This is a genomic window from Streptomyces purpurascens (genome assembly GCF_045040895.1).
In the GTDB taxonomy this organism is placed as follows: domain Bacteria; phylum Actinomycetota; class Actinomycetes; order Streptomycetales; family Streptomycetaceae; genus Streptomyces; species Streptomyces purpurascens.
The window spans coordinates 8,074,938-8,092,424 of the sequence record NZ_CP108341.1 but is presented as its reverse complement, the minus strand read 5'-3'; the positions used below and the strand labels follow the sequence as shown (position 1 = coordinate 8,092,424).

Here is a 17,487-nt window from a genome sequence, read left to right as displayed (position 1 = left end):
GTACGGCAGGTCATGGTACGCCGTGGAGGGGGCGGCTTCGGCCCTCACGAGCCGGGGACCAGGCGCACGACCGGGACCGGGCGCCAGGTGGGCGGACGCAGCGCGGGAACGTGCGCCCCGCGCACTTCGGCGAGCTCGGTGTTGGCGGCGAGCAGTTGCTGCCGGGCCGCGCGCGGGTCGGTCTCCTTGTGCGCCGTCATATGGGCGGCGACCATGCCCGCGGTCACGGGGGTGGCGAAGGAGGTGCCGCTCCACTGCGCGTACCCCTCGAACATCACCTGGTCCGGCTTCGCGGAGGCGTTCTCGTCGCTCAGCACGCCGGTGTGACGGGGGTGCCGGCAGGTGCAGCCGTAGCGGAAGCCGTAGCGGCAGGAGTCGTACGTGGAGTGCTGGTACACGTACGGGACGGGTGCCTCGAAGCCGGTGAGGGGGCTGGTGAGGCGCTCGCCGGGGGCGTAGACCCGGACCCAGGGGCCGTGGTTGGTGAAGCAGGCGCCGAACTCGCCGTCGCTGCGCAGGGCGCCGACCGACAGTACGGAGTCCTCCCAGCCGGGCAGGTCGGCGTAGGCAGCGGGCCAGAAGGGCGTCGCGCTGCCGTTGTTGCCCGCGGCGGCGACCAGCAGGGTGCGCTGCTCGCGCAGTTCCCGCATGAAGTTCTCCACGCCGAGCAGGCCGTCGGTGCGGCCGTTGGAGGTGCCGGCGGAGAGGCTGAGGACGTCGGGCCAGCCGCCGGCGTCGACGGCCTCGAAGAGCTTCTCGCCGAACTCGGACTCCAGGATGGCGCCCGCGTCGTTGAGGCTGCCGCGCACGGTGATGTCGGTGTTGGGCGCGACGGCGGCGACGAGCCCGGCGATGAACGTGCCGTGGCCGACGTACTGCTGGAGGATGCCCTGGTCGTCGCACTCCTGGACCTGGGCGTCGCCGCCGGTGTGGGAGAGCAGGCCGCAGGAGCGGTAGTCCTTCATCAGCCCGGTGTCGACGACGAGGACGCCGACGGCGGTGTCCGGGTCGTACGCCGTGTCGGCGGGTGCCGGGTTGAGCGGCTCGCTGAGCGGGACGGGGACCGGTTCGTCGCCGGGGCAGGCGTTGACCGCGATGTGGACGACATGGTTGCGGGCGGCCATCCGGTGCCCGGCCCGGTCCTCCCGTTCGCGCACGGACCGCAGCGCCTGGGCGACGGCGCGGTCGGCTTCCCGGCCGCCCTCACCGGGGTCGCCGACCCGGATCCGGGTGATGCCGCTGCGGTTGGCCCGCGGGCCGGCGCGGCGGACCTGGTCCTGGTCGAGATCGGGTGCCGCCGTGAAGTGCGCCCGTACGGTGTCCTCGACGATGCCGGCCTCTTCGCCGTCGCGGACGAGGACGACGCCCTTCTCGTACATGAACTCGGCCGAGTCGTCCGGGCCCATCGCGAGGGGGACGTCCGGCATCGAGCGCTGGATCTGATCGAACTGCTCGTGGAATCGCTGAGGTGCCATGGCGGGTCCTCCCACTGGGCGACGGCGTCGGTCGGTGCGGCGGAGCGGTCGTCCGTACGCGCCGATCCTCCTCGACATGAGCCGCCGGGCGGTCATTTGATACAGCGCCGAGCCTGTGTGGTGTGGTCGGGGGCCACTACCATCCGAGGAGTGACAGCGGGAAGCGACTCGGTGGCGGCACTGCTGCCGATGGTGTTCGCCGATCCGGGCGAGGCTCTCGCGAGGGCTCGGGCGCTGCTCGACGCCGACCCCGACCCGCTGCACGCCTCCGTCGCCCATCAGGTGATCGGTATCTGGCAGCGGGACTTCGGCGATCTGCGGCTCGCGCTGAACCATCTGCGGCGCGCCCGGGACTTCGCGGCGCGCGCGGACTCGGCCGACCGGGAGGCGGACGTGCTGGCGACGCTGGGCGTGGCGCTGGTGCACGCGGGGCGGACCCGGGAGGGCCTGGCGGCGTTCGAGCGGGGGGTCGCGCGGGGCGCCGGGCACACGCGGGCGCGGGTGCTGTACCGGCGGGCGTACGTGTGGTGGGTGCTCGGCCGGCATCGCGAGGCGCTGGAGGACGTACGCCGGGCGGTTCCCGTGCTGCGGCAGGCTCAGGACGTGATCTGGACGGCGCGGGCGCTGACCCTGCGGGCGACCGTGCATCTGGCGCTGGGGTCGGTGGAGCGCGCCGAGGCGGACTTCACCGCGGCCGAGGCGCTGTGGGACACCACCGGCCAGGAGCACGACAAGGCGGACGCGGTGGAGAGCCGGGGGCTCGCCGCGTTCCGGTCCGGTGACGTGCCGGTGGCGCTGCGGCTGCTCGACGAGGCGGAGGAGCGGTACGCCCGGCTCGGCACGCCGACGTTCATGCTGAACATCCGGCGCTGCGAGGTGCTGATGGCGGCCGGACTGGCGCCCGAGGCACTGGCCGAGGCGGACGCGGCGATCAGGAAGCTCGACGGGATCGGCGGGCAGTCCACGCGCAAGGCGGAGCTGCTGCTGGCCGCCGCGCGGGCCGCCCGGCTGGCCGGGGATCCGCACACCGCGATCGCCCGTGCCGCTCTCGCGGTACGGCTGTTCGCCGGGCAGCGGCGCACCTGGTGGGAGACGCACGCCCGGCTGGTGCTGATCGAGGCGCGGCACGCGGCGGGGCGCGGGTCGGGCCGGCTGGTCGCCGACGCCGCCGCGGTGGCGGAGAAGCTGGCCTCCTTCGGGGCGCCGGCCGCGCCGGAGGCGTCGCTGCTGGCGGGCCGGATCGCGCTGGGCCTGGGCTGGACCGCGGACGCGGAGCGGCATCTGGCCGTCGCCGCCCGCAGCAGGCGCGGCGGTCCGCCGCTGGCGCGGATGACGGGCTGGGCGGCGCAGGCGCTGCGGGCGCGGTCCGCCGGGTCGGCCCGGGGGGTGCTGGAGGCCTGCCGGCGGGGTCTGGACGTGCTGGACGACCACCGGATGACGCTGGGCGCCTCGGAGCTGAGGGCGCGGGCCACCGAGCAGGGCGCTGAACTGGCCGCGCTCGCCCAGCGGGCCAGTCTGGTCTCGGGCGGGCCGCGGCGGCTGCTGGTGTGGAGCGAGCGCTGGCGGGCCACCGTGCTGTCCACGGCGCCGACCCGGCCGCCCGCCGACCCGGAACTGCTCAGCGGCATGACCGCGTTCCGCGAGATCGCCTCCCGTGCGGAGGCCGCCCGGATGGAGGGGCGGCCGGTTGTGGCGCTGGAGCGTGAACAGCGGCGCCTGGAGCGGGAGATCCGGTCCCGGACCCTGCACATGCGGGGCGAGGCGCCCGGGGACGGGGACCGCTTCGACGTCGGCAGGCTGCTGGAGCGGCTGGGCGACGAGGTACGGCTGGTGGAGCTCGCCGTGCTCGACGGGCGGGTGCAGGTGCTGCTGTGCGGGCAGGGGCGGGTGCGCAGGTTCGAGGCCGGGCTGCTGGCCGAGGCGGAGACGGAGGCCGAGCACGTACAGGCCGGGCTGCGGCGGCTGGCCCATCCCGGGGCCGAGGCGCGCCTTCCGGTGGTGGAGGCGGCCGGGCGCCGGCTGGAGGAGCTGCTGCTCGGCCCGGCGGCGGCGCAGCTGGGCGGCGGCCCGGTGGTGGTCGTGCCGCCGGGGCGGCTGCACCGGGTGCCGTGGGCGCTGCTGCCGTCGCTGCGGGAGCGGGTGCTCAGCGTGTCGCCGTCGGCGGGCAGTTGGCTGCGTGCCCGGGAGACCGCGCCGCCGCCGGACGGCTGCCATGTGCTGGTACGCGGCCCGGGCCTGGCGACGGGCGGCGCCGAGGTGCCCGAACTGGCCGGGCGGTACGGCTGCGCGACGGTCCTGGAGGACGGCGAGGCGCGCGTGCCGCGGGTGCTGGAGGAGCTGGACGGGGCCGCCCTGGCCCATATCGCCGCGCACGGCACGTTCCGCGCGGACAGCCCGCTGTTCTCCTCCCTGCGGATGGCCGACGGGCCGATCGTCGTGCACGACTTCGAGCGGCTGGACCGCAGCCCGTACCGGATCATCCTGTCCTGCTGCGACACCGCCCGCCTCGCCTCCGTCGGCGCCGACGAACTGCTCGGCCTGGTCACCGCGTTGCTGCCGCTGGGCACGGCCGGGGTGGTGGCGTGCAGCGCGCCCGTCAACGACGCCGCGGTGGTGCCGCTGATGCTGGCGCTGCACAAGGGCCTCGACGCCGGGCTGTCCCTGGCGGAGGCGCTGCGCGACGCCCGGTCCGCCCTGCCGGGTGACGCGCTGCACCAGGCCACGGGGTGGGCGTTCTCGGCGTTCGGGGCGGCCTGAGGGCGGGGCTCGCGGGCGGGCTGAAAGGCGGCCTGACCCGTCCCCTGTGCGGGTCAGGCCGCCGGTCTCCCGGGTGACTCAGGCCGGTTGGGCCTCCGGCACTTCGGTGAGCCAAGGCAGGGCGCCGCGGTCGTTCGCGCCGAGCCGGGCGTAGGCGCTGTACAGGTGGTTGCCGACGGTGCGGATCGACAGGGTGAGGCGTTCGGCGATCTGCCGGTTGCTCAGGCCCGCCGCCGCGAGGGTGACGATCTGCCGCTGCCGGGCGGTGAGTTCGCCGAGGACCAGCCCGGACAGCGCCGGTGTGCGGGCGCCCTGGCAGCGCCGGGCCAGGGCCACGGCCCGGGTGCGGGAGTGCCGGGCGGCCCGCGGATCGCGGTGTGCCCCCACGGCCTGGGCGTGCGCCTCGGCGGCGAACAGCGTGAAGCCGCGGCGCTCCAGTTCCCCGGCGACCTCGTCCAGGGCCGGGCCGTCGGCGCGGGTGAGCGCGTCGGCGTGCCGGGCGAAGACGCCGGTGAGCCGGTCGATGACCTTCTCGGGGGCGCCGAGGCGGACGGCGTCGTAGGGGTCGGCGAGGTCCGCGAGGACCGTGTCGAGGTCACCCCGGCCGTCCAGGGTGGGCTCTCCCGACTGGGCGGAGGCACGGTCGAGTTCGTCCTGGCAGGACGCGTCCGAGGGCGTGCCGCGCAGCCCCTCTCGCGCCCAGGCCGCCGCTTCCCGCAACTCCCCGCGCAGCCGGGCGAACCGGGCGCGTACGGCGGCGTATTCGCACGGCAGCGTGCCGCCCTCGGCGACCAGCCACTCCCCCACCGGCGTGGGCACGGCCCGTACGTCTGCTTGCTCGATCCCGTGCGCCAGTGCGGCCGACTCGGCGTCGAGGGCGGCGGCGTACACGTCCGGTGTCCGGGCCAGCCGGCGCGCCCGCAGCCGGCCGGCCGCGGCCCTGAGCACCGGGCCGTGCAGGGGGTGCGCGAGGCGGACGGTGCCCGCGTCGTCGACGCGGATCAGGCCGTCGGACTCCAGGACTTCCAGGGCCCCGATGTCCGCGTCGTCCAGCCGCAGCGGCAGGGGTTCGGCGAAGGCGAGGCGGTCCAGGGTCTCGCGTTCGCGGGGGCAGGTGCGGTCGAGGACGCAGGCGGTGCGCTCCCGCACGGCCGTGGTCAGCGGCACCGGGCCGCGCCACGCGCGTTCGTCGGTGCCCGGGACGTGGGTGAGCCGCCCGCGCACCGCGCCCAGCAGGTCGCGCAGCAGCCGTAGATCGCCCTGGCTCAGGCGGCGCAGCCGGCCTGCGGTGAGCGGGTCGAGAGGGCCGGCGCCGGCCGTGAGGAGCTGTGCGCTCTCCTCCTCGGCCGGCGGTTCCAGGGTGAGGCGCGGCAGGAGTTCCCCGGTCCACAGCCGGGAGATCGCGCCGGGCACCGGGGAGCCGTCCGTGGCGACGACCAGCAGACGGGTGCGGCCGTGCACGGCGAGCTGGTGGACCAGGGCGGCGGAGGCGTCGTCGAGCAGGTGCGCGTCGTCCACGACCAATGTCCGTACGCCGGCCAGGAGCCGGACCGCGCGGTGCAGGGTGACCGTCTCGGGCAGCAGATGGGCGAACGCGGCGAAGGGAAGGGCGCGGCTCTCGGGCGTACCGGCCGCCCGGGCGCAGTCGGTGCCGCGGACCGCCTCGGTGACTAGGCGGGTCTTGCCGCAGCCCGCCGGGCCCGTCACCACGATGCCGCGGCGTCCGCCGGTCAGGGCCCTGCGGACCAGCTCGAGTTCGTCCTCCCGCCCGGTGAACGGCCAGGGCAGCTCCAGGGGCGTCGTCGCGTCCCGCTCGTAAGTCGTCACACAGACATGAGCGCGGCTACTCACTTCTGATACAGGGCGACTTGAGTAGCCCCCGACTCAGGCGCCCGGGACGGCCCGCGGGGCAGGCTGTGGCCATGACCGCACGCTACTGCTCGCTGGCTCAGGCGCCGGCGCCCGCCTTCGCACCGGGGCTGGCGGCCGAGCGGCTGAGCGCGCTCGCGAGCGGTCGGCGGATGTGGGTCAACGGCACTGTTCTGCACTACTGGTTCTTCGACGGCGACACCGACGCGTCCGTCATCCCCGTGCCGGGGAGGGGGATGACGCGACGCGTGTCGTGGGCCGGCGCCGAGGAGCAGCGGGACGTGGTGCGCGCGTGCTTCCGGGAGTGGCAGGGCCTCGGCGCCGGGATCTCCTTCGCCGAGGTCGACGACCGCTCGGAGGCCGAACTGCGCATCGGGTTCCAGCTCGGCGACGGCTCCTGGTCGGCCGTGGGCCGCGACGCGCTCCTGGCCGGCCGGCACGAGCGCACCATGAACTTCGGCTGGGACCTGACCGCGCCCGGGGAGCGCGGGACGGCCCTGCACGAGATCGGGCACGCGCTCGGCATGCTGCACGAGCACCAGAGCCCGTTCGCCGGCATCCACTGGGACGACGAGGCGGTGTACGCCGAACTGGCGGGCCCGCCCCACCACTGGAGCCGGGAGAGGACGCACTACAACATTCTGCGCAAGCTCGACCCGGACGAGGTCAACGGCTCCGTCTGGGACCCGCAGTCGATCATGGAGTACCCGTTCTCGTCGGGGCTGGTCCTGGAGCCGGAGCAGTACCGCGCGGGTCTGAACCCGCCCGGCACCCTGTCCGCCGCCGACAAGGAGTTCGTGCTCCGCTGGTATCCGCCGGCGGATCCTCCGGGACCGTGCGAACTGGTGCCGTTCCACTCGGCCCCGCTCGGTCTCGGCCCGGGCGAACAGGCCGACTTCGTCATCGACCCGCCGGAGACCCGCACTTACACGCTGGGCACCTTCGGCGACAGCGACGCCGTCGTCGTGGTCTTCGAGGAGCGGGACGGGGAGCCCCGTTACCTCGCCGGGCAGGACGACGGAGGGACCGCGCAGAACGCCACGATCAGCGCCCGGCTCGTCAAGGGCCGCCGCTACCACGTCCGCGTACGCCTGTACTCCGCCTGGGGTTCCGGCGAGACGGCGGTGATGTGCTGGTGACAGCACTTACGCGCCGCGCGGGCACCTGAGCCACAGTCCGGCACCGGGGGAGCGGTCGAGGACGTCGCCCATGGGGGTGGGTGACGTCCTCGACCACGCCATGTCCTGGTTCACGGCCGGGGCGGGGGCGCACGGTCGACGGACCTTCTGGAACCGCCGCCGGGCCGTGGAGCGGGACCCCGAGGAACTCGCCCGGGCCGAGGCCCAGTGGCAGCACTTCGCCCGGACGATGCTGAAGACCCTGACGGAACCTGGTCGTACCGTGCCTGCGAACGCATTCGGGTGGGTGGCATGTGCCACCCACCCGAATGCGTCGGCGCGTCCGCGGGACTTCGTCAGGACTGCGGACGGCTGCCGTGGTTCGCGCCGTTCTTGCGGCGGGCCTTCTTCTTGCGACGTCGCTTCGAGGACATCGAACCTCCTCTTTCTTGCTTCTTGGTCACTATCCACCGGATTGTCGCATCCGGTGATCACAGAGCGCCTTTCCACCCATGACTACGGCAAACACACCCGATGCGCATGCACATGGGTGGCCTACGTCACGGTGGTGCGTGGGCGGTGCCCGGTCAGTCCGCCCGCACTGGATGCGTGAGGTTGGCTCCGGTCGCCGGGTCGAACACGTGTGCCTTGGCCATGTCGACCAGCAGCTCTACCGGTTCGCCCTCGCGGGCACGCGTGGCGGCGTCCAGGCGGGCCACGAGGTGACTGGTGTCGGCGCCGGTGTCGCGCAGGCCGGACTCCTTGGCGAGCTCCTCCAGTTCGGCGGTCGTCGCGGGCCCGCCCTCCGCGGCGAAGTAGACATACGCATCGGAGCCCAGCGACTCCAGTACCTCCACGGTGGCGGTGAAGACCGGGCCCGTCCGGTCCCGGTCGTGCGACAGGGCCACGTCCTCGAATGCCTCCGGTCGCAGCCCGACGATGACCTCGCGGGGCGCGTTCTGGCGTTCCAGCGCCTGCCTCGTACGGTCGTCGAGGGTCAGGTCGCCCAGGGGCGAGCGCAGGGCACCTTCCTCCAGGGCGGCGTTCACGAAGTTCATCGCCGGGGAGCCGATGAAGCCCGCGACGAAGATGTTGCGCGGCAGGTCGTACAGCTCGGCAGGGGTGCCGATCTGCTGGACCAGGCCCTGTCTCATGACCACGACACGGTCGCCCAGCGTCATCGCCTCGGTCTGGTCGTGGGTGACGTACACGGTGGTCGTGCCGAGGCTCCGCTGCAGCCGGGAGATCTGGGTGCGCATCTGTACCCGGAGCTTGGCGTCCAGGTTGGACAGCGGCTCGTCCATCAGGAACGCCTTGGGATCGCGGACGATCGCCCGCCCCATGGCGACCCGCTGGCGCTGACCGCCCGAGAGGTTGGCGGGCTTGCGGTCCAGGTGCTCGGTCAGGTCGAGGATCCGGGCGGCGTTCGTCACCTTGGCGTCGATGGTGTCCTTGTCCACCTTGGCCAGGCGCAGCGGGAAGCCCATGTTCTCCCGGACGTTCATGTGCGGATACAGGGCGTAGCTCTGGAACACCATGGCGACGTCGCGTTCCTTGGGAGCGAGGTCGTTGACGACTCGGTCTCCGATGCGCAGGGTGCCCTCGGTGATGTCCTCGAGTCCGGCGATCATGTTCAGGGTGGTGGACTTGCCGCAGCCGGACGGACCGACCAGGATCACGAACTCGCCGTCGGCGATGTCGAGGTCCACGTCCTTCACGGCGAGGGACCCGTCGGGAAAGCGCTTGGTGACTCCCTCGAGGATGATCTCGGCCATGGGTGGTGCCTCCTTGCCTTCCCCGTTCAGCCCTTGACTGCCCCGGAGGTCAGTCCGGCGACGATCCGCCGCTGGAAGAGCAGGACGAAAACGATGATCGGGATGGTGATCACCACAGCGGCGGCGGCGATCGACCCTGTGGGCTGCTGGAACTGGGAGCTCCCGGTGAAGAACGCGATCGCGGCCGGCACGGTGCGCGCGGCCTCGGTGGACGTCAGCGAGATCGCGAACAGGAAGTCGTTCCAGCAGAAGATGAAGACGAGAATGGCCGTGGTGAACACGCCCGGCGCGGCCAGCGGCGCGATGACCAGCCGGAAGGCCTGCGCGGGCGTCGCCCCGTCGACCTTGGCGGCCTTCTCCAGGTCCCAGGGGATCTCCCGGAAGAACGCCGACAGGGTGTAGATCGCGAGCGGCAGGGAGAAGGTCATGTACGGGATGATCAGCCCGATCCAGGTGTCGAAGATCCCGATGATCCGCTCGATGTTGAACAGCGGTGACACCAGGGAGATCGGCGGGAACATGGCGATCAGCAGTGACATGCCGATGAGTACCCGCTTGCCGGGGAACCGCAGCCGGGCCACCGCGTAGGCGGCCATGGTGCCCAGCGCCACCGCGATCACCGTGGCGATCAGGGCGATACCGATCGAGTTGATCAGCGCACGGGTGAACTCGGAGGTCTCGAAGATGCCCCGGTAGTTCTCCCAGGTCCAGTCCCTGGGGATGTAGTCGCCGTCCGTGAGGGTGCCGGGGTCCTTGAACGACAGCGCGGCGATCCACCACACAGGGAACAGGGCGTACAGCACCACCACCACGTTCAGGACACCCCATCGGGCGCCATGCGTCTTTCCCACCGCGGCCATCAGCGCTTCACCTCCGCGCCGGGTGCGGCGGTGCCGAACAGTTTGACGAACGTGAAGGCGATGATCCCGACGCAGATGAAGATCAGGACCGAGATCGCCGACCCGATGCCCAGGTTCAGCGCGGTGAACAGGTTGTCGTACCCGAGGATCGACAGCGAGCCGGTCCCCTGGGCGCCCGCGGTCAGGATGTAGATGTTGTCGAAGATCCGGAACGCGTCCAGGGTGCGGAAGAGCAGTGCCACCAGGACGGCCGGCTTCATCAGCGGCAGCATGATCTTGGTGAAGCGCTGCCAGGCGGTGGCACCGTCCACCATGGCCGCCTTCAGGGTCTCCTCTGGTACCAGCGCGAGGCCCGCGAGCAGCAGCAGGGCCATGAACGGCGTCGTCTTCCACACCTCGGCGAGGATGATCAGCCAGAGGGCGGGCCACTGCTCGGTCAGCGGAGCCTCCCCGCTGGGCAGCAGCTCTGCGAGGTATCCGAGATCCGGGGTCCAGGCGTACTGCCAGGAGAAGGCCGCGACCACGGTGACGATTCCGTACGGAATGAGGACCGACGTGCGGACGACGCCGCGCCAGAAGATCGTGCGGTGCATCACCAGGGCGAGCCCCATTCCGAGGACCAGCTCGATCGCCACGGACACGGCGGTGATGAACAGCGTGACCCAGAAGGCGTCCCACCAGAACGGGGAGGACAGCACCGCCCCGTAGTTGCTCAGGCCCACGAAGTCCGCCTGTCCGGGAAAGCGCAGGTCGTACCGCTGGAGGGACAGATAGACGGCGTACCCGATGGGGTAGGCGGTCACGGCGATCATGACGACGACGGCGGGCGCGCAGAGCAGCCAGCCGAGCCGCCGCTCCTGCCGGGCGCCCGCGGAGAGTGCCGCCCGGTCCGGCCCCGCCTCGGTGGGCGGCGGGGCTCCGGCCGCCTGCGCCCGCGTGCTCATCTCGGGCCGCCCGAGGACGAGGCCCGCGCACTACGGCGCCGGACGACGGAATGGTGCGGGAAGAGAGGGTTCACGGGATCACACCCTCGGATCGCAGGGCATCGTCGATCTGCTCCCTGATGGTGTTGACGGAGCTCTCCGGTTTGATCCCGGACGGCGGAGACAGCGTGTGGGAGACCGCGATCGACACGTTCTGGTAGACCGGAGTGATCGGGCGCACGCTCGCGGACTCCAGGGCGGTCAGCACGTCCTTGGAGAAGGGGTACTCCTTCATGAACGCGGGCTCGTCGTACAGGGCGCGCAGCGTGGGCGGCAGACCGCCCTCGAGCGCGGCGGTGAGCTGGTTCTCCCGGTTGCGCAGGCACAGCGCCGCCTCGAAGGCCAGGTCGGGGTAGCGCGAGTAGGCGCTCACCGCCAGGTCGATGCCGCCGATGGTGGGCCGTGCCGGGCGGTTCGCGTCGACCCGGGGATACGGCGCCCAGCGGAAGTTCTTGAACAGCTCGGGGTTGTTCGCCTTCATCGACGGATAGACGAACGGGTAGTTGAGCTCGAACGCCGCCACCCCCGACTCCATGGCGAGGCGGTTCTGGTCCTCCATCTGGTTGGGCAGGGAGGGGTCCGCGGCCGGGGACTTCGCCAGATCACGCATGATCCCGGCGGCCCGCACGGCGGGAGGACCGAGGGAAGGCGCGGTCGCGCTCGCGTTGAGGATGGAGCCGCCCGCGCTGTTGATCAGCGTGTTGAACCAGGCGGTCAGGCCCTCGTACTGGGCGCCCTGGATCTCGACGAAGTGCGGTTTGCCCTGCCGGGCGAGGGCGCCGGCCATGTCCAGCATCTCGGCCCAGGTTCTGGGCGGGGTGGGCACCAGGTCCTTGCGGTACCACAGGAGCTGGGTGTTGGTGTTGTACGGGACGGCGTACAGCTTGCCCTTCCAGATCGAGGTCCGCAGCGGTACGCGCAGGGTGCCCTCGACGGCCTGCCGCTTCGCCGCTCCCGTCCATTCCCGGATCCAGCGCGCCTCGGCGAACTCCGCCGCCCAGGTGACGTCCAAACCCAGGATGTCGAGCGAGTCGTCCTCGGCGGCGAGCCTGCGGACCATCTGCTGGCGCTGGCCGTCCGCGGCGCGCGGGAGCTTGTTGTAGCTGATCCGGTAGCGGCCGCCCGAGGCCTGGCCGCACCGGTCGGCCGCCTTCTGGAGCGCACCGGAGTCGTCGGGGAAGTTGTACCAGTTGAGGGTGGGCGTACCGGAGCCCTCGTCACTGCCACAGGCCGCGAGCACCGACGCCAGCAACGGCAGTACGGCGAACGCCCGCAGCCATCGCGTCCCTCGGGGACGTCCCCTCGCGTGCACGCGCTCCACACCTCGCTTCCGGACGGTGGCACGGGACTCGGACCTCGCAGCGCATCCCTCTCGACGAACACTAAAGACCACCTTTAAAGCAACATCAAGGACATATCGCATCGAATATGGACATGTGCAGATCGGCCGCCTTGCCCTTGACCGGATGCGCCGTGATCAACGAGACCGCGAACAGTTCGTCCAGGGCCCGTCCGATGAGTCAGTCGGGCGGTCCGCCGTGACCAGCCACGAGGTGCTGAGCAGCCGGACCGTGCCGTCCGCCACCTCCTGGGCACGCAGATGGTCCGTCAGGACGCGGCGGGCGTGGGATCGCGCGGCCGCGTCGGCCTGCTCCATCAGGTGGCGGCCGGGGCCGGTGCCCAGCAGGAAGGCCGCCGCGTCCTCGGCTCCGCGCCCCCATGTCCCGTACGCCCGACTCCGGTCGATGCCGATGCCGGTGAATCCGGCCGCGGCGAGTACGTCGCGGATACGATCCGGGGCGGCCAGGGAGAACATGCCGGGCAGCCCCGGCCGTCCGAAGTCGCCGACGGGCAGGAGGTCGCGCAGCGATGCCATCGCCGCGACCCAGCCGTTGAGCGTGGCGTCGGCCGGGCAGACGAACGCCAGGCGCCCGCCGGGCCGGAGCGCCCGGCCGACGTTGCCGAAGGCCGCTACCGGATCGGCGAAGAACATCACCCCGTAGCGGCTGACCGCCGCGTCGAACGAGCCCTCCTCGAAGGGGTACACCTGGGAGTCGCCTTGCACGAAGGACGCGTTCGTGATGCCCTCCCGCTCCGCGCGGCCCCGCGCCTCGGTCAGCATCGGGCCGGACAGATCGAGGCCGAGCACATGCCCCCGGGGCACTCTGAGCGCGGCGAGGCGCGTGGTCTGCCCAGAGCCGCAACCAACGTCGAGGACCCGGTGGTCCCCGCTGATCCCGGCAGCATCGAGCAGCGGCTCGTCGAAGCCCTCGTTCACGGCGTTCCAGCGGTCCTGGTGACGGGCCCAGTGGGACCCTTCCGGGCCGTTCCACGCCAGTGCCTGCTCGGTGTTGACGACGTCCGGCACGAGAGCCTCCTGGGGTGATCGATGAACAATGGGCATGCGCCCAAACAGTATGGGCACATGCCCAAACTGGCAATCCCCGGTACCATCCGCGGAGTTGCGCCCCTGGCGGGCGGCGGAATCAGAACGGAAGCGAGGCTCATGTCACCACGCGGAGTGGCGACGCCGGACGTTCGCGAGCGGCTGTTCGCGGCGGCCGAGCGCGTCGTGGAGAGGGACGGGCCCGGAGCGCTCACCAGCCGGGCCATCACCACCGAGGCGGGCTGCGCCAAAGGGCTGCTGCATACGCACTTCGCGGGGCTCGACGAGTTCGTGGCCGAGCTCTGCCTCGACCGGTTCGCGCGGACGGCGGCGAAGGCACAGGCACTGTCGCAGCTCACAGGGCAGGACACGGTGGCGCGGAACCTCGACACCGTCACCCTCGCCCTGTTCGACTCCGCCGGCCCGGCTCTCTCGGGCCTGGCCATGAGCCGACCCGCCACCACGCGGCGAATCCGCGAGGCCCTGGAGGGCGGGGCGTCCGGCCTCACCGCGATCGAGGAGGCCGTCGCCACCTATCTGGCGGCCGAGCAGCGACTCGGCCGGGTGCCGGAGACCCTCGACTCGAGCACTGTGGCCCTCGCCATCGTCGGCACCGCCCACCACCTCCTGATGACGAGCTGGCCGGGCACACCTGACCCACGACCCCGCATGACACGCCTGGTGGCCACGCTGCTGGACGGCTGAGGACGGCCGGGGTCCTCAGCGGAGCCATGGCCGGATCGCGACGAAGGGGACGGCACCGAGGAGGACATACACTCGCTTGTCGTAACGTCCGTACGGGAGGCCACCACCAGGGTAGGCCCGGAACGGGGGCCGCGGCCCACCAGAGGGCGACGGGCGGTTCGGCGTCTGCGGAGACCGTTTCGGCCGTACCCTTCTTGGTGTCTACGGCGTCACATAGCGGGCGCGAAACCACTGGAGGCAACACCCGTGCTGATTGCTCAGCGTCCGTCCCTGGCCGAAGAGGTCGTCGACGAGTTCCGTTCCCGGTTCGTGATCGAGCCGCTGGAGCCGGGCTTCGGTTACACCCTCGGCAACTCCCTCCGCCGGACCCTGCTGTCCTCGATCCCGGGTGCGGCGGTCACGTCCATCCGTATCGACGGTGTCCTGCACGAGTTCACCACCGTGCCGGGCGTCAAGGAGGATGTCACCGACCTGATCCTCAACATCAAGCAGCTGGTCGTCTCCTCGGAGCACGACGAGCCGGTCGTGATGTACCTGCGCAAGCAGGGCCCGGGTCTGGTCACCGCCGCCGACATCGCGCCCCCGGCCGGTGTCGAGGTGCACAACCCCGACCTGGTTCTGGCGACCCTGAACGGCAAGGGCAAGCTGGAGATGGAGCTGACGGTCGAGCGTGGCCGTGGCTATGTCTCCGCCGTGCAGAACAAGCAGGTCGGCCAGGAGATCGGCCGGATCCCGGTCGACTCGATCTACTCGCCGGTGCTCAAGGTCACGTACAAGGTCGAGGCCACGCGTGTCGAGCAGCGGACCGACTTCGACAAGCTGATCGTCGACGTCGAGACCAAGCAGGCCATGCGTCCGCGTGACGCGATGGCGTCGGCCGGCAAGACCCTGGTCGAGCTGTTCGGTCTGGCCCGTGAGCTCAACATCGACGCCGAGGGCATCGACATGGGTCCGTCCCCGACGGACGCCGCCCTCGCCGCTGATCTGGCGCTGCCGATCGAGGAGCTCGAGCTCACCGTCCGGTCGTACAACTGCCTCAAGCGTGAAGGCGTCCACTCCGTGGGTGAGCTCATGGCTCGTTCCGAGGCGGACCTGCTCGACATTCGCAACTTCGGTGCGAAGTCGATCGACGAGGTCAAGGCGAAGCTGGCCGGCATGGGCCTCGGCCTGAAGGACAGCCCGCCCGGATTCGACCCGGCCGCCGCCGCCGACGCCCTTGGCGCGAACCATGACGCGGACGCGGGCTTCGTGGAGACCGAGCAGTACTGAACCCCTGAGCCGCATCTGGATCACCCGGCCCCGGGCCTGCCGCATGGTGGGCCCGGGGCCGTCGCGGCTCAGAGGTCGCCGAGGGTCGGTCGACTCGACGGGCGGCGTCGCCGGAACGCACAGGTGCGCTCCGGCCACGTGCGGTCCCGCAGTAAGCGTCAGCCCGGTGACCGGCGAGTGGGGCCGGTGGACGCCAATACGCCGGGGCACCGCACACGTCAGGGCCAACGGGCAGGGCATTGACTGCCCGCTTGGTCCGCGAGTCTGCCCTTGCGTCCCTGGAGCCGTACGGGCTCCCTACGGCAGGGTGAATCAGTTGACTCACCCCTTGTTCGCCGGAGGAACGCAGATGGGCTTGACCCGGGACGACAGCAACAAGGCCGAGGCCCGGAAGAGGGGGGCGCTCGAGCGCGTCAGACCGGCACCTCACCCCGCGCATCCGGCTGTGCAGCGGATGCTCGATCTGCAGGGCTCCGCCGGCAACGGGGGCGTGGTTCAGATGCTGCGCGGTGCCGGGCACGCGTGGGCACAGCACCAGCATGGCCCCGGCTGCGGTCATCAGACGCAAGGTACGCAGGTCCAGCGTTCCGTGAGCAGTACGGTCGCGCGCGCCGCTGAGGAGGACGGGCACGCCCACGAGGCGGTGCCGGACACCAGCTCCGAGGGGCAGGCGGCCCTGGTGGCCGCCGCCTGGAACTCCCCCAGCGAGTCCCTGCCTTCCTCCGTCACGGCCAAGGCCGTGCCGTTCTTCCAGAACGACAAGATCGCCTCCACCCGCGTCCACCGCGACGCGATCGCCCAACGCGCCACCGCCGCCATGGGCGCCCAGGCCATGACCATCAACAACCACATTTTCCTGTCCGCCGAGGCCGCCGGCAACGAAGAGACCATCGGCCACGAACTCAGCCACGTCGACAAGAACACCCGCGGCATCCCTGAAACCGGCCACAGCAACGGCGCCGGCCTCTCCACCACCGATCCCCGCCAGGGTTCCGAACGTTCCGCCGGAATCGACGGCGCCGCGTGGGCCGCCGGCGAGAGCACGGCCCCCTCCGTCGCCGGCGACACCGTCCAGCGGATGACGGAGACCGGCGGGCCTCATCAGCACGGGCCGGGGTGCGGGCACGGTCAGAGACTCACTCCGACCGGGACCGTGCAGCGGGTGCCCGCCGCTCACTACCTCCCGGGCGAGGATGTCGAGGAGAGTCCCAGGTACAGCGTCACCCTGGAGGCCTCGATGAATGGCGTGCAGCTCGGATCATTCAGCAGCAAGGGCTTCTCGGAGTCGCCGGGCGACCATGCCGAGGATCAATTACTCGACTACCTCGAAGTTCTGGTCTGGAACTACAACCAGTCCGTAGCGGCGGGTAACCCCGACACCAACAACGCTCTGTACTTGGGACGGCAGAGGAGCGTCGGCACGACGAAACACAAGGTCGACATAGTGAACCTCACCGCGAGTCCGTGCTCCACCAAACGCGGAACCTGCTCGAAAGAGTTCGGCGACGGCTGCACCGAGAGGCTCATCGAATTCGCAACCCAGGTCCACGAGGGACACGAGTTCTCCTTCTCCATCCACGCCAAGCACTACTACCAGCCGCATGGTGTGGAAGACGCCAAGAGCAAGTCGAAGAAGGCTGTCAAGGACCTGACGAACAACGGAGTGACGGTGAGCATCGGCTGAGCGGCCGACCTCATGAGCGCTGGTCCCCAAGAATGATCAAGGGCCGGTTTCGGATGCCTCCGAAACCGGCCCTCATCTGCGACTCTTATGAGTCGGGACGACAGGATTTGAACCTGCGACCCCTTGACCCCCAGTCAAGTGCGCTACCAAGCTGCGCCACGTCCCGATGCGCCTCGCGCGGGTGAACCGCGTGATCACGCAGGTCAACCCTACCGCACCCGGGGAGGAGCCTCAGCCCCGCGGCCCTCGCGCCTCACCGGGGTCCAGGAGCTCGTCCCGGGGGCCGCGGCCGCGGTCGATCTGGGCGCCGGTCCGGCCGGCGAGGCCCGCGGCGGAGACGGCGACGGCGAGGACGGCCCACCAGGGGATCTCCGCTTTGGTCGCGTGTCCGGCGCAGGCCGCGACGGCCAGGATTGCCGGGACGGCACCCCCGATCAGTCCGGCACGCCGGACGGGTCGGTGCCGCGTCTCGTCCACGTCGTGGTCCCCCTTCGCCTGCGCGATCGCGCGCCCTGGGGAGCTCAACTCCCGGGCATATGCCGCGAACAATACGCTAAGTCGACGGCAACTCCCTACCAGGGCATACGGGTTGAGACGGACACCGGT

Annotated in this window: 14 protein-coding genes and 1 tRNA gene; 5 read left to right on the top strand and 10 right to left on the bottom strand. The window is 71.4% G+C overall.

The window, feature by feature from the left end:
• Window positions 1-44 precede the first annotated feature (44 nt).
• Window positions 45-1,475 (bottom strand): S8/S53 family peptidase, encoded by a 1,431-nt coding sequence (locus tag OHU35_RS36800; RefSeq protein WP_405508375.1) that lies wholly within the window; start codon window positions 1,473-1,475, stop codon window positions 45-47.
• 189 nt (window positions 1,476-1,664) lie between these two features.
• Here OHU35_RS36800 and OHU35_RS36795 point away from each other — a divergent pair, with 189 nt between their 5' ends.
• Window positions 1,665-4,232: a CHAT domain-containing protein gene (locus OHU35_RS36795; protein WP_405509394.1), complete on the top strand. Its 2,568-nt coding sequence runs from the start codon at window positions 1,665-1,667 to the stop codon at window positions 4,230-4,232.
• A 78-nt stretch (window positions 4,233-4,310) separates the two neighbouring features.
• On the opposite strand, the gene OHU35_RS36790 is transcribed toward OHU35_RS36795, so the two are convergent.
• Window positions 4,311-6,059 carry a LuxR C-terminal-related transcriptional regulator gene (locus OHU35_RS36790; protein WP_405508373.1) on the bottom strand — a complete coding sequence of 583 codons (1,749 nt, stop codon included), beginning with the start codon at window positions 6,057-6,059 and terminating at the stop codon, window positions 4,311-4,313.
• 95 nt (window positions 6,060-6,154) lie between these two features.
• Between OHU35_RS36790 and OHU35_RS36785 the strand changes: the two genes are divergently transcribed.
• On the top strand, window positions 6,155-7,240 hold the full coding sequence (locus tag OHU35_RS36785) for a M12 family metallopeptidase (protein WP_405508371.1): 1,086 nt from the start codon (window positions 6,155-6,157) through the stop codon (window positions 7,238-7,240).
• Between the two features lie 335 nt (window positions 7,241-7,575).
• Here OHU35_RS36785 and OHU35_RS36780 read toward each other — a convergent pair whose 3' ends face one another.
• From OHU35_RS36780 to OHU35_RS36755, 6 genes are all read right to left on the bottom strand, one after another.
• Complete coding sequence (locus OHU35_RS36780; RefSeq protein ID WP_370443954.1) at window positions 7,576-7,653, bottom strand: 50S ribosomal protein bL37; 78 nt, start codon at window positions 7,651-7,653, stop codon at window positions 7,576-7,578.
• Between the two features lie 153 nt (window positions 7,654-7,806).
• Window positions 7,807-8,994: an ABC transporter ATP-binding protein gene (locus OHU35_RS36775; RefSeq protein ID WP_189722623.1), complete on the bottom strand. Its 1,188-nt coding sequence runs from the start codon at window positions 8,992-8,994 to the stop codon at window positions 7,807-7,809.
• Between the two features lie 26 nt (window positions 8,995-9,020).
• The gene (locus OHU35_RS36770; protein ID WP_189722624.1) at window positions 9,021-9,854 is read right to left on the bottom strand and encodes a carbohydrate ABC transporter permease; all 834 of its coding nucleotides are present in this window, start codon (window positions 9,852-9,854) and stop codon (window positions 9,021-9,023) included.
• A complete protein-coding gene (locus tag OHU35_RS36765) occupies window positions 9,854-10,798 on the bottom strand; it encodes a carbohydrate ABC transporter permease (protein WP_189722625.1) in 945 nt (314 codons plus the stop codon). The genes OHU35_RS36770 and OHU35_RS36765 overlap by 1 nt, the downstream gene beginning before the upstream one ends.
• Window positions 10,799-10,868: 70 nt before the next feature.
• Window positions 10,869-12,149, bottom strand: coding sequence for an ABC transporter substrate-binding protein (locus tag OHU35_RS36760; RefSeq protein ID WP_229872842.1), 1,281 nt, complete (start codon window positions 12,147-12,149; stop codon window positions 10,869-10,871).
• A 165-nt stretch (window positions 12,150-12,314) separates the two neighbouring features.
• A complete protein-coding gene (locus OHU35_RS36755) occupies window positions 12,315-13,205 on the bottom strand; it encodes a class I SAM-dependent methyltransferase (protein ID WP_405508369.1) in 891 nt (296 codons plus the stop codon).
• A 138-nt stretch (window positions 13,206-13,343) separates the two neighbouring features.
• Between OHU35_RS36755 and OHU35_RS36750 the strand changes: the two genes are divergently transcribed.
• The 3 genes from OHU35_RS36750 (at window position 13,344) to OHU35_RS36740 (ending at window position 16,881) form a co-directional block, all read left to right on the top strand.
• Window positions 13,344-13,928, top strand: coding sequence for a TetR/AcrR family transcriptional regulator (locus OHU35_RS36750; protein ID WP_189722627.1), 585 nt, complete (start codon window positions 13,344-13,346; stop codon window positions 13,926-13,928).
• A 246-nt stretch (window positions 13,929-14,174) separates the two neighbouring features.
• Window positions 14,175-15,197 carry a DNA-directed RNA polymerase subunit alpha gene (locus OHU35_RS36745; RefSeq protein WP_359889704.1) on the top strand — a complete coding sequence of 341 codons (1,023 nt, stop codon included), beginning with the start codon at window positions 14,175-14,177 and terminating at the stop codon, window positions 15,195-15,197.
• A 589-nt stretch (window positions 15,198-15,786) separates the two neighbouring features.
• The gene (locus tag OHU35_RS36740) at window positions 15,787-16,881 is read left to right on the top strand and encodes a DUF4157 domain-containing protein (protein WP_268249351.1); all 1,095 of its coding nucleotides are present in this window, start codon (window positions 15,787-15,789) and stop codon (window positions 16,879-16,881) included.
• Between the two features lie 92 nt (window positions 16,882-16,973).
• On the opposite strand, the gene OHU35_RS36735 is transcribed toward OHU35_RS36740, so the two are convergent.
• Both OHU35_RS36735 and OHU35_RS36730 read right to left on the bottom strand, forming a co-directional pair.
• Window positions 16,974-17,047: transfer RNA gene (locus tag OHU35_RS36735), tRNA-Pro, on the bottom strand.
• Between the two features lie 65 nt (window positions 17,048-17,112).
• Complete coding sequence (locus OHU35_RS36730) at window positions 17,113-17,406, bottom strand: hypothetical protein (RefSeq protein ID WP_189725939.1); 294 nt, start codon at window positions 17,404-17,406, stop codon at window positions 17,113-17,115.
• Window positions 17,407-17,487: the final 81 nt, after the last annotated feature.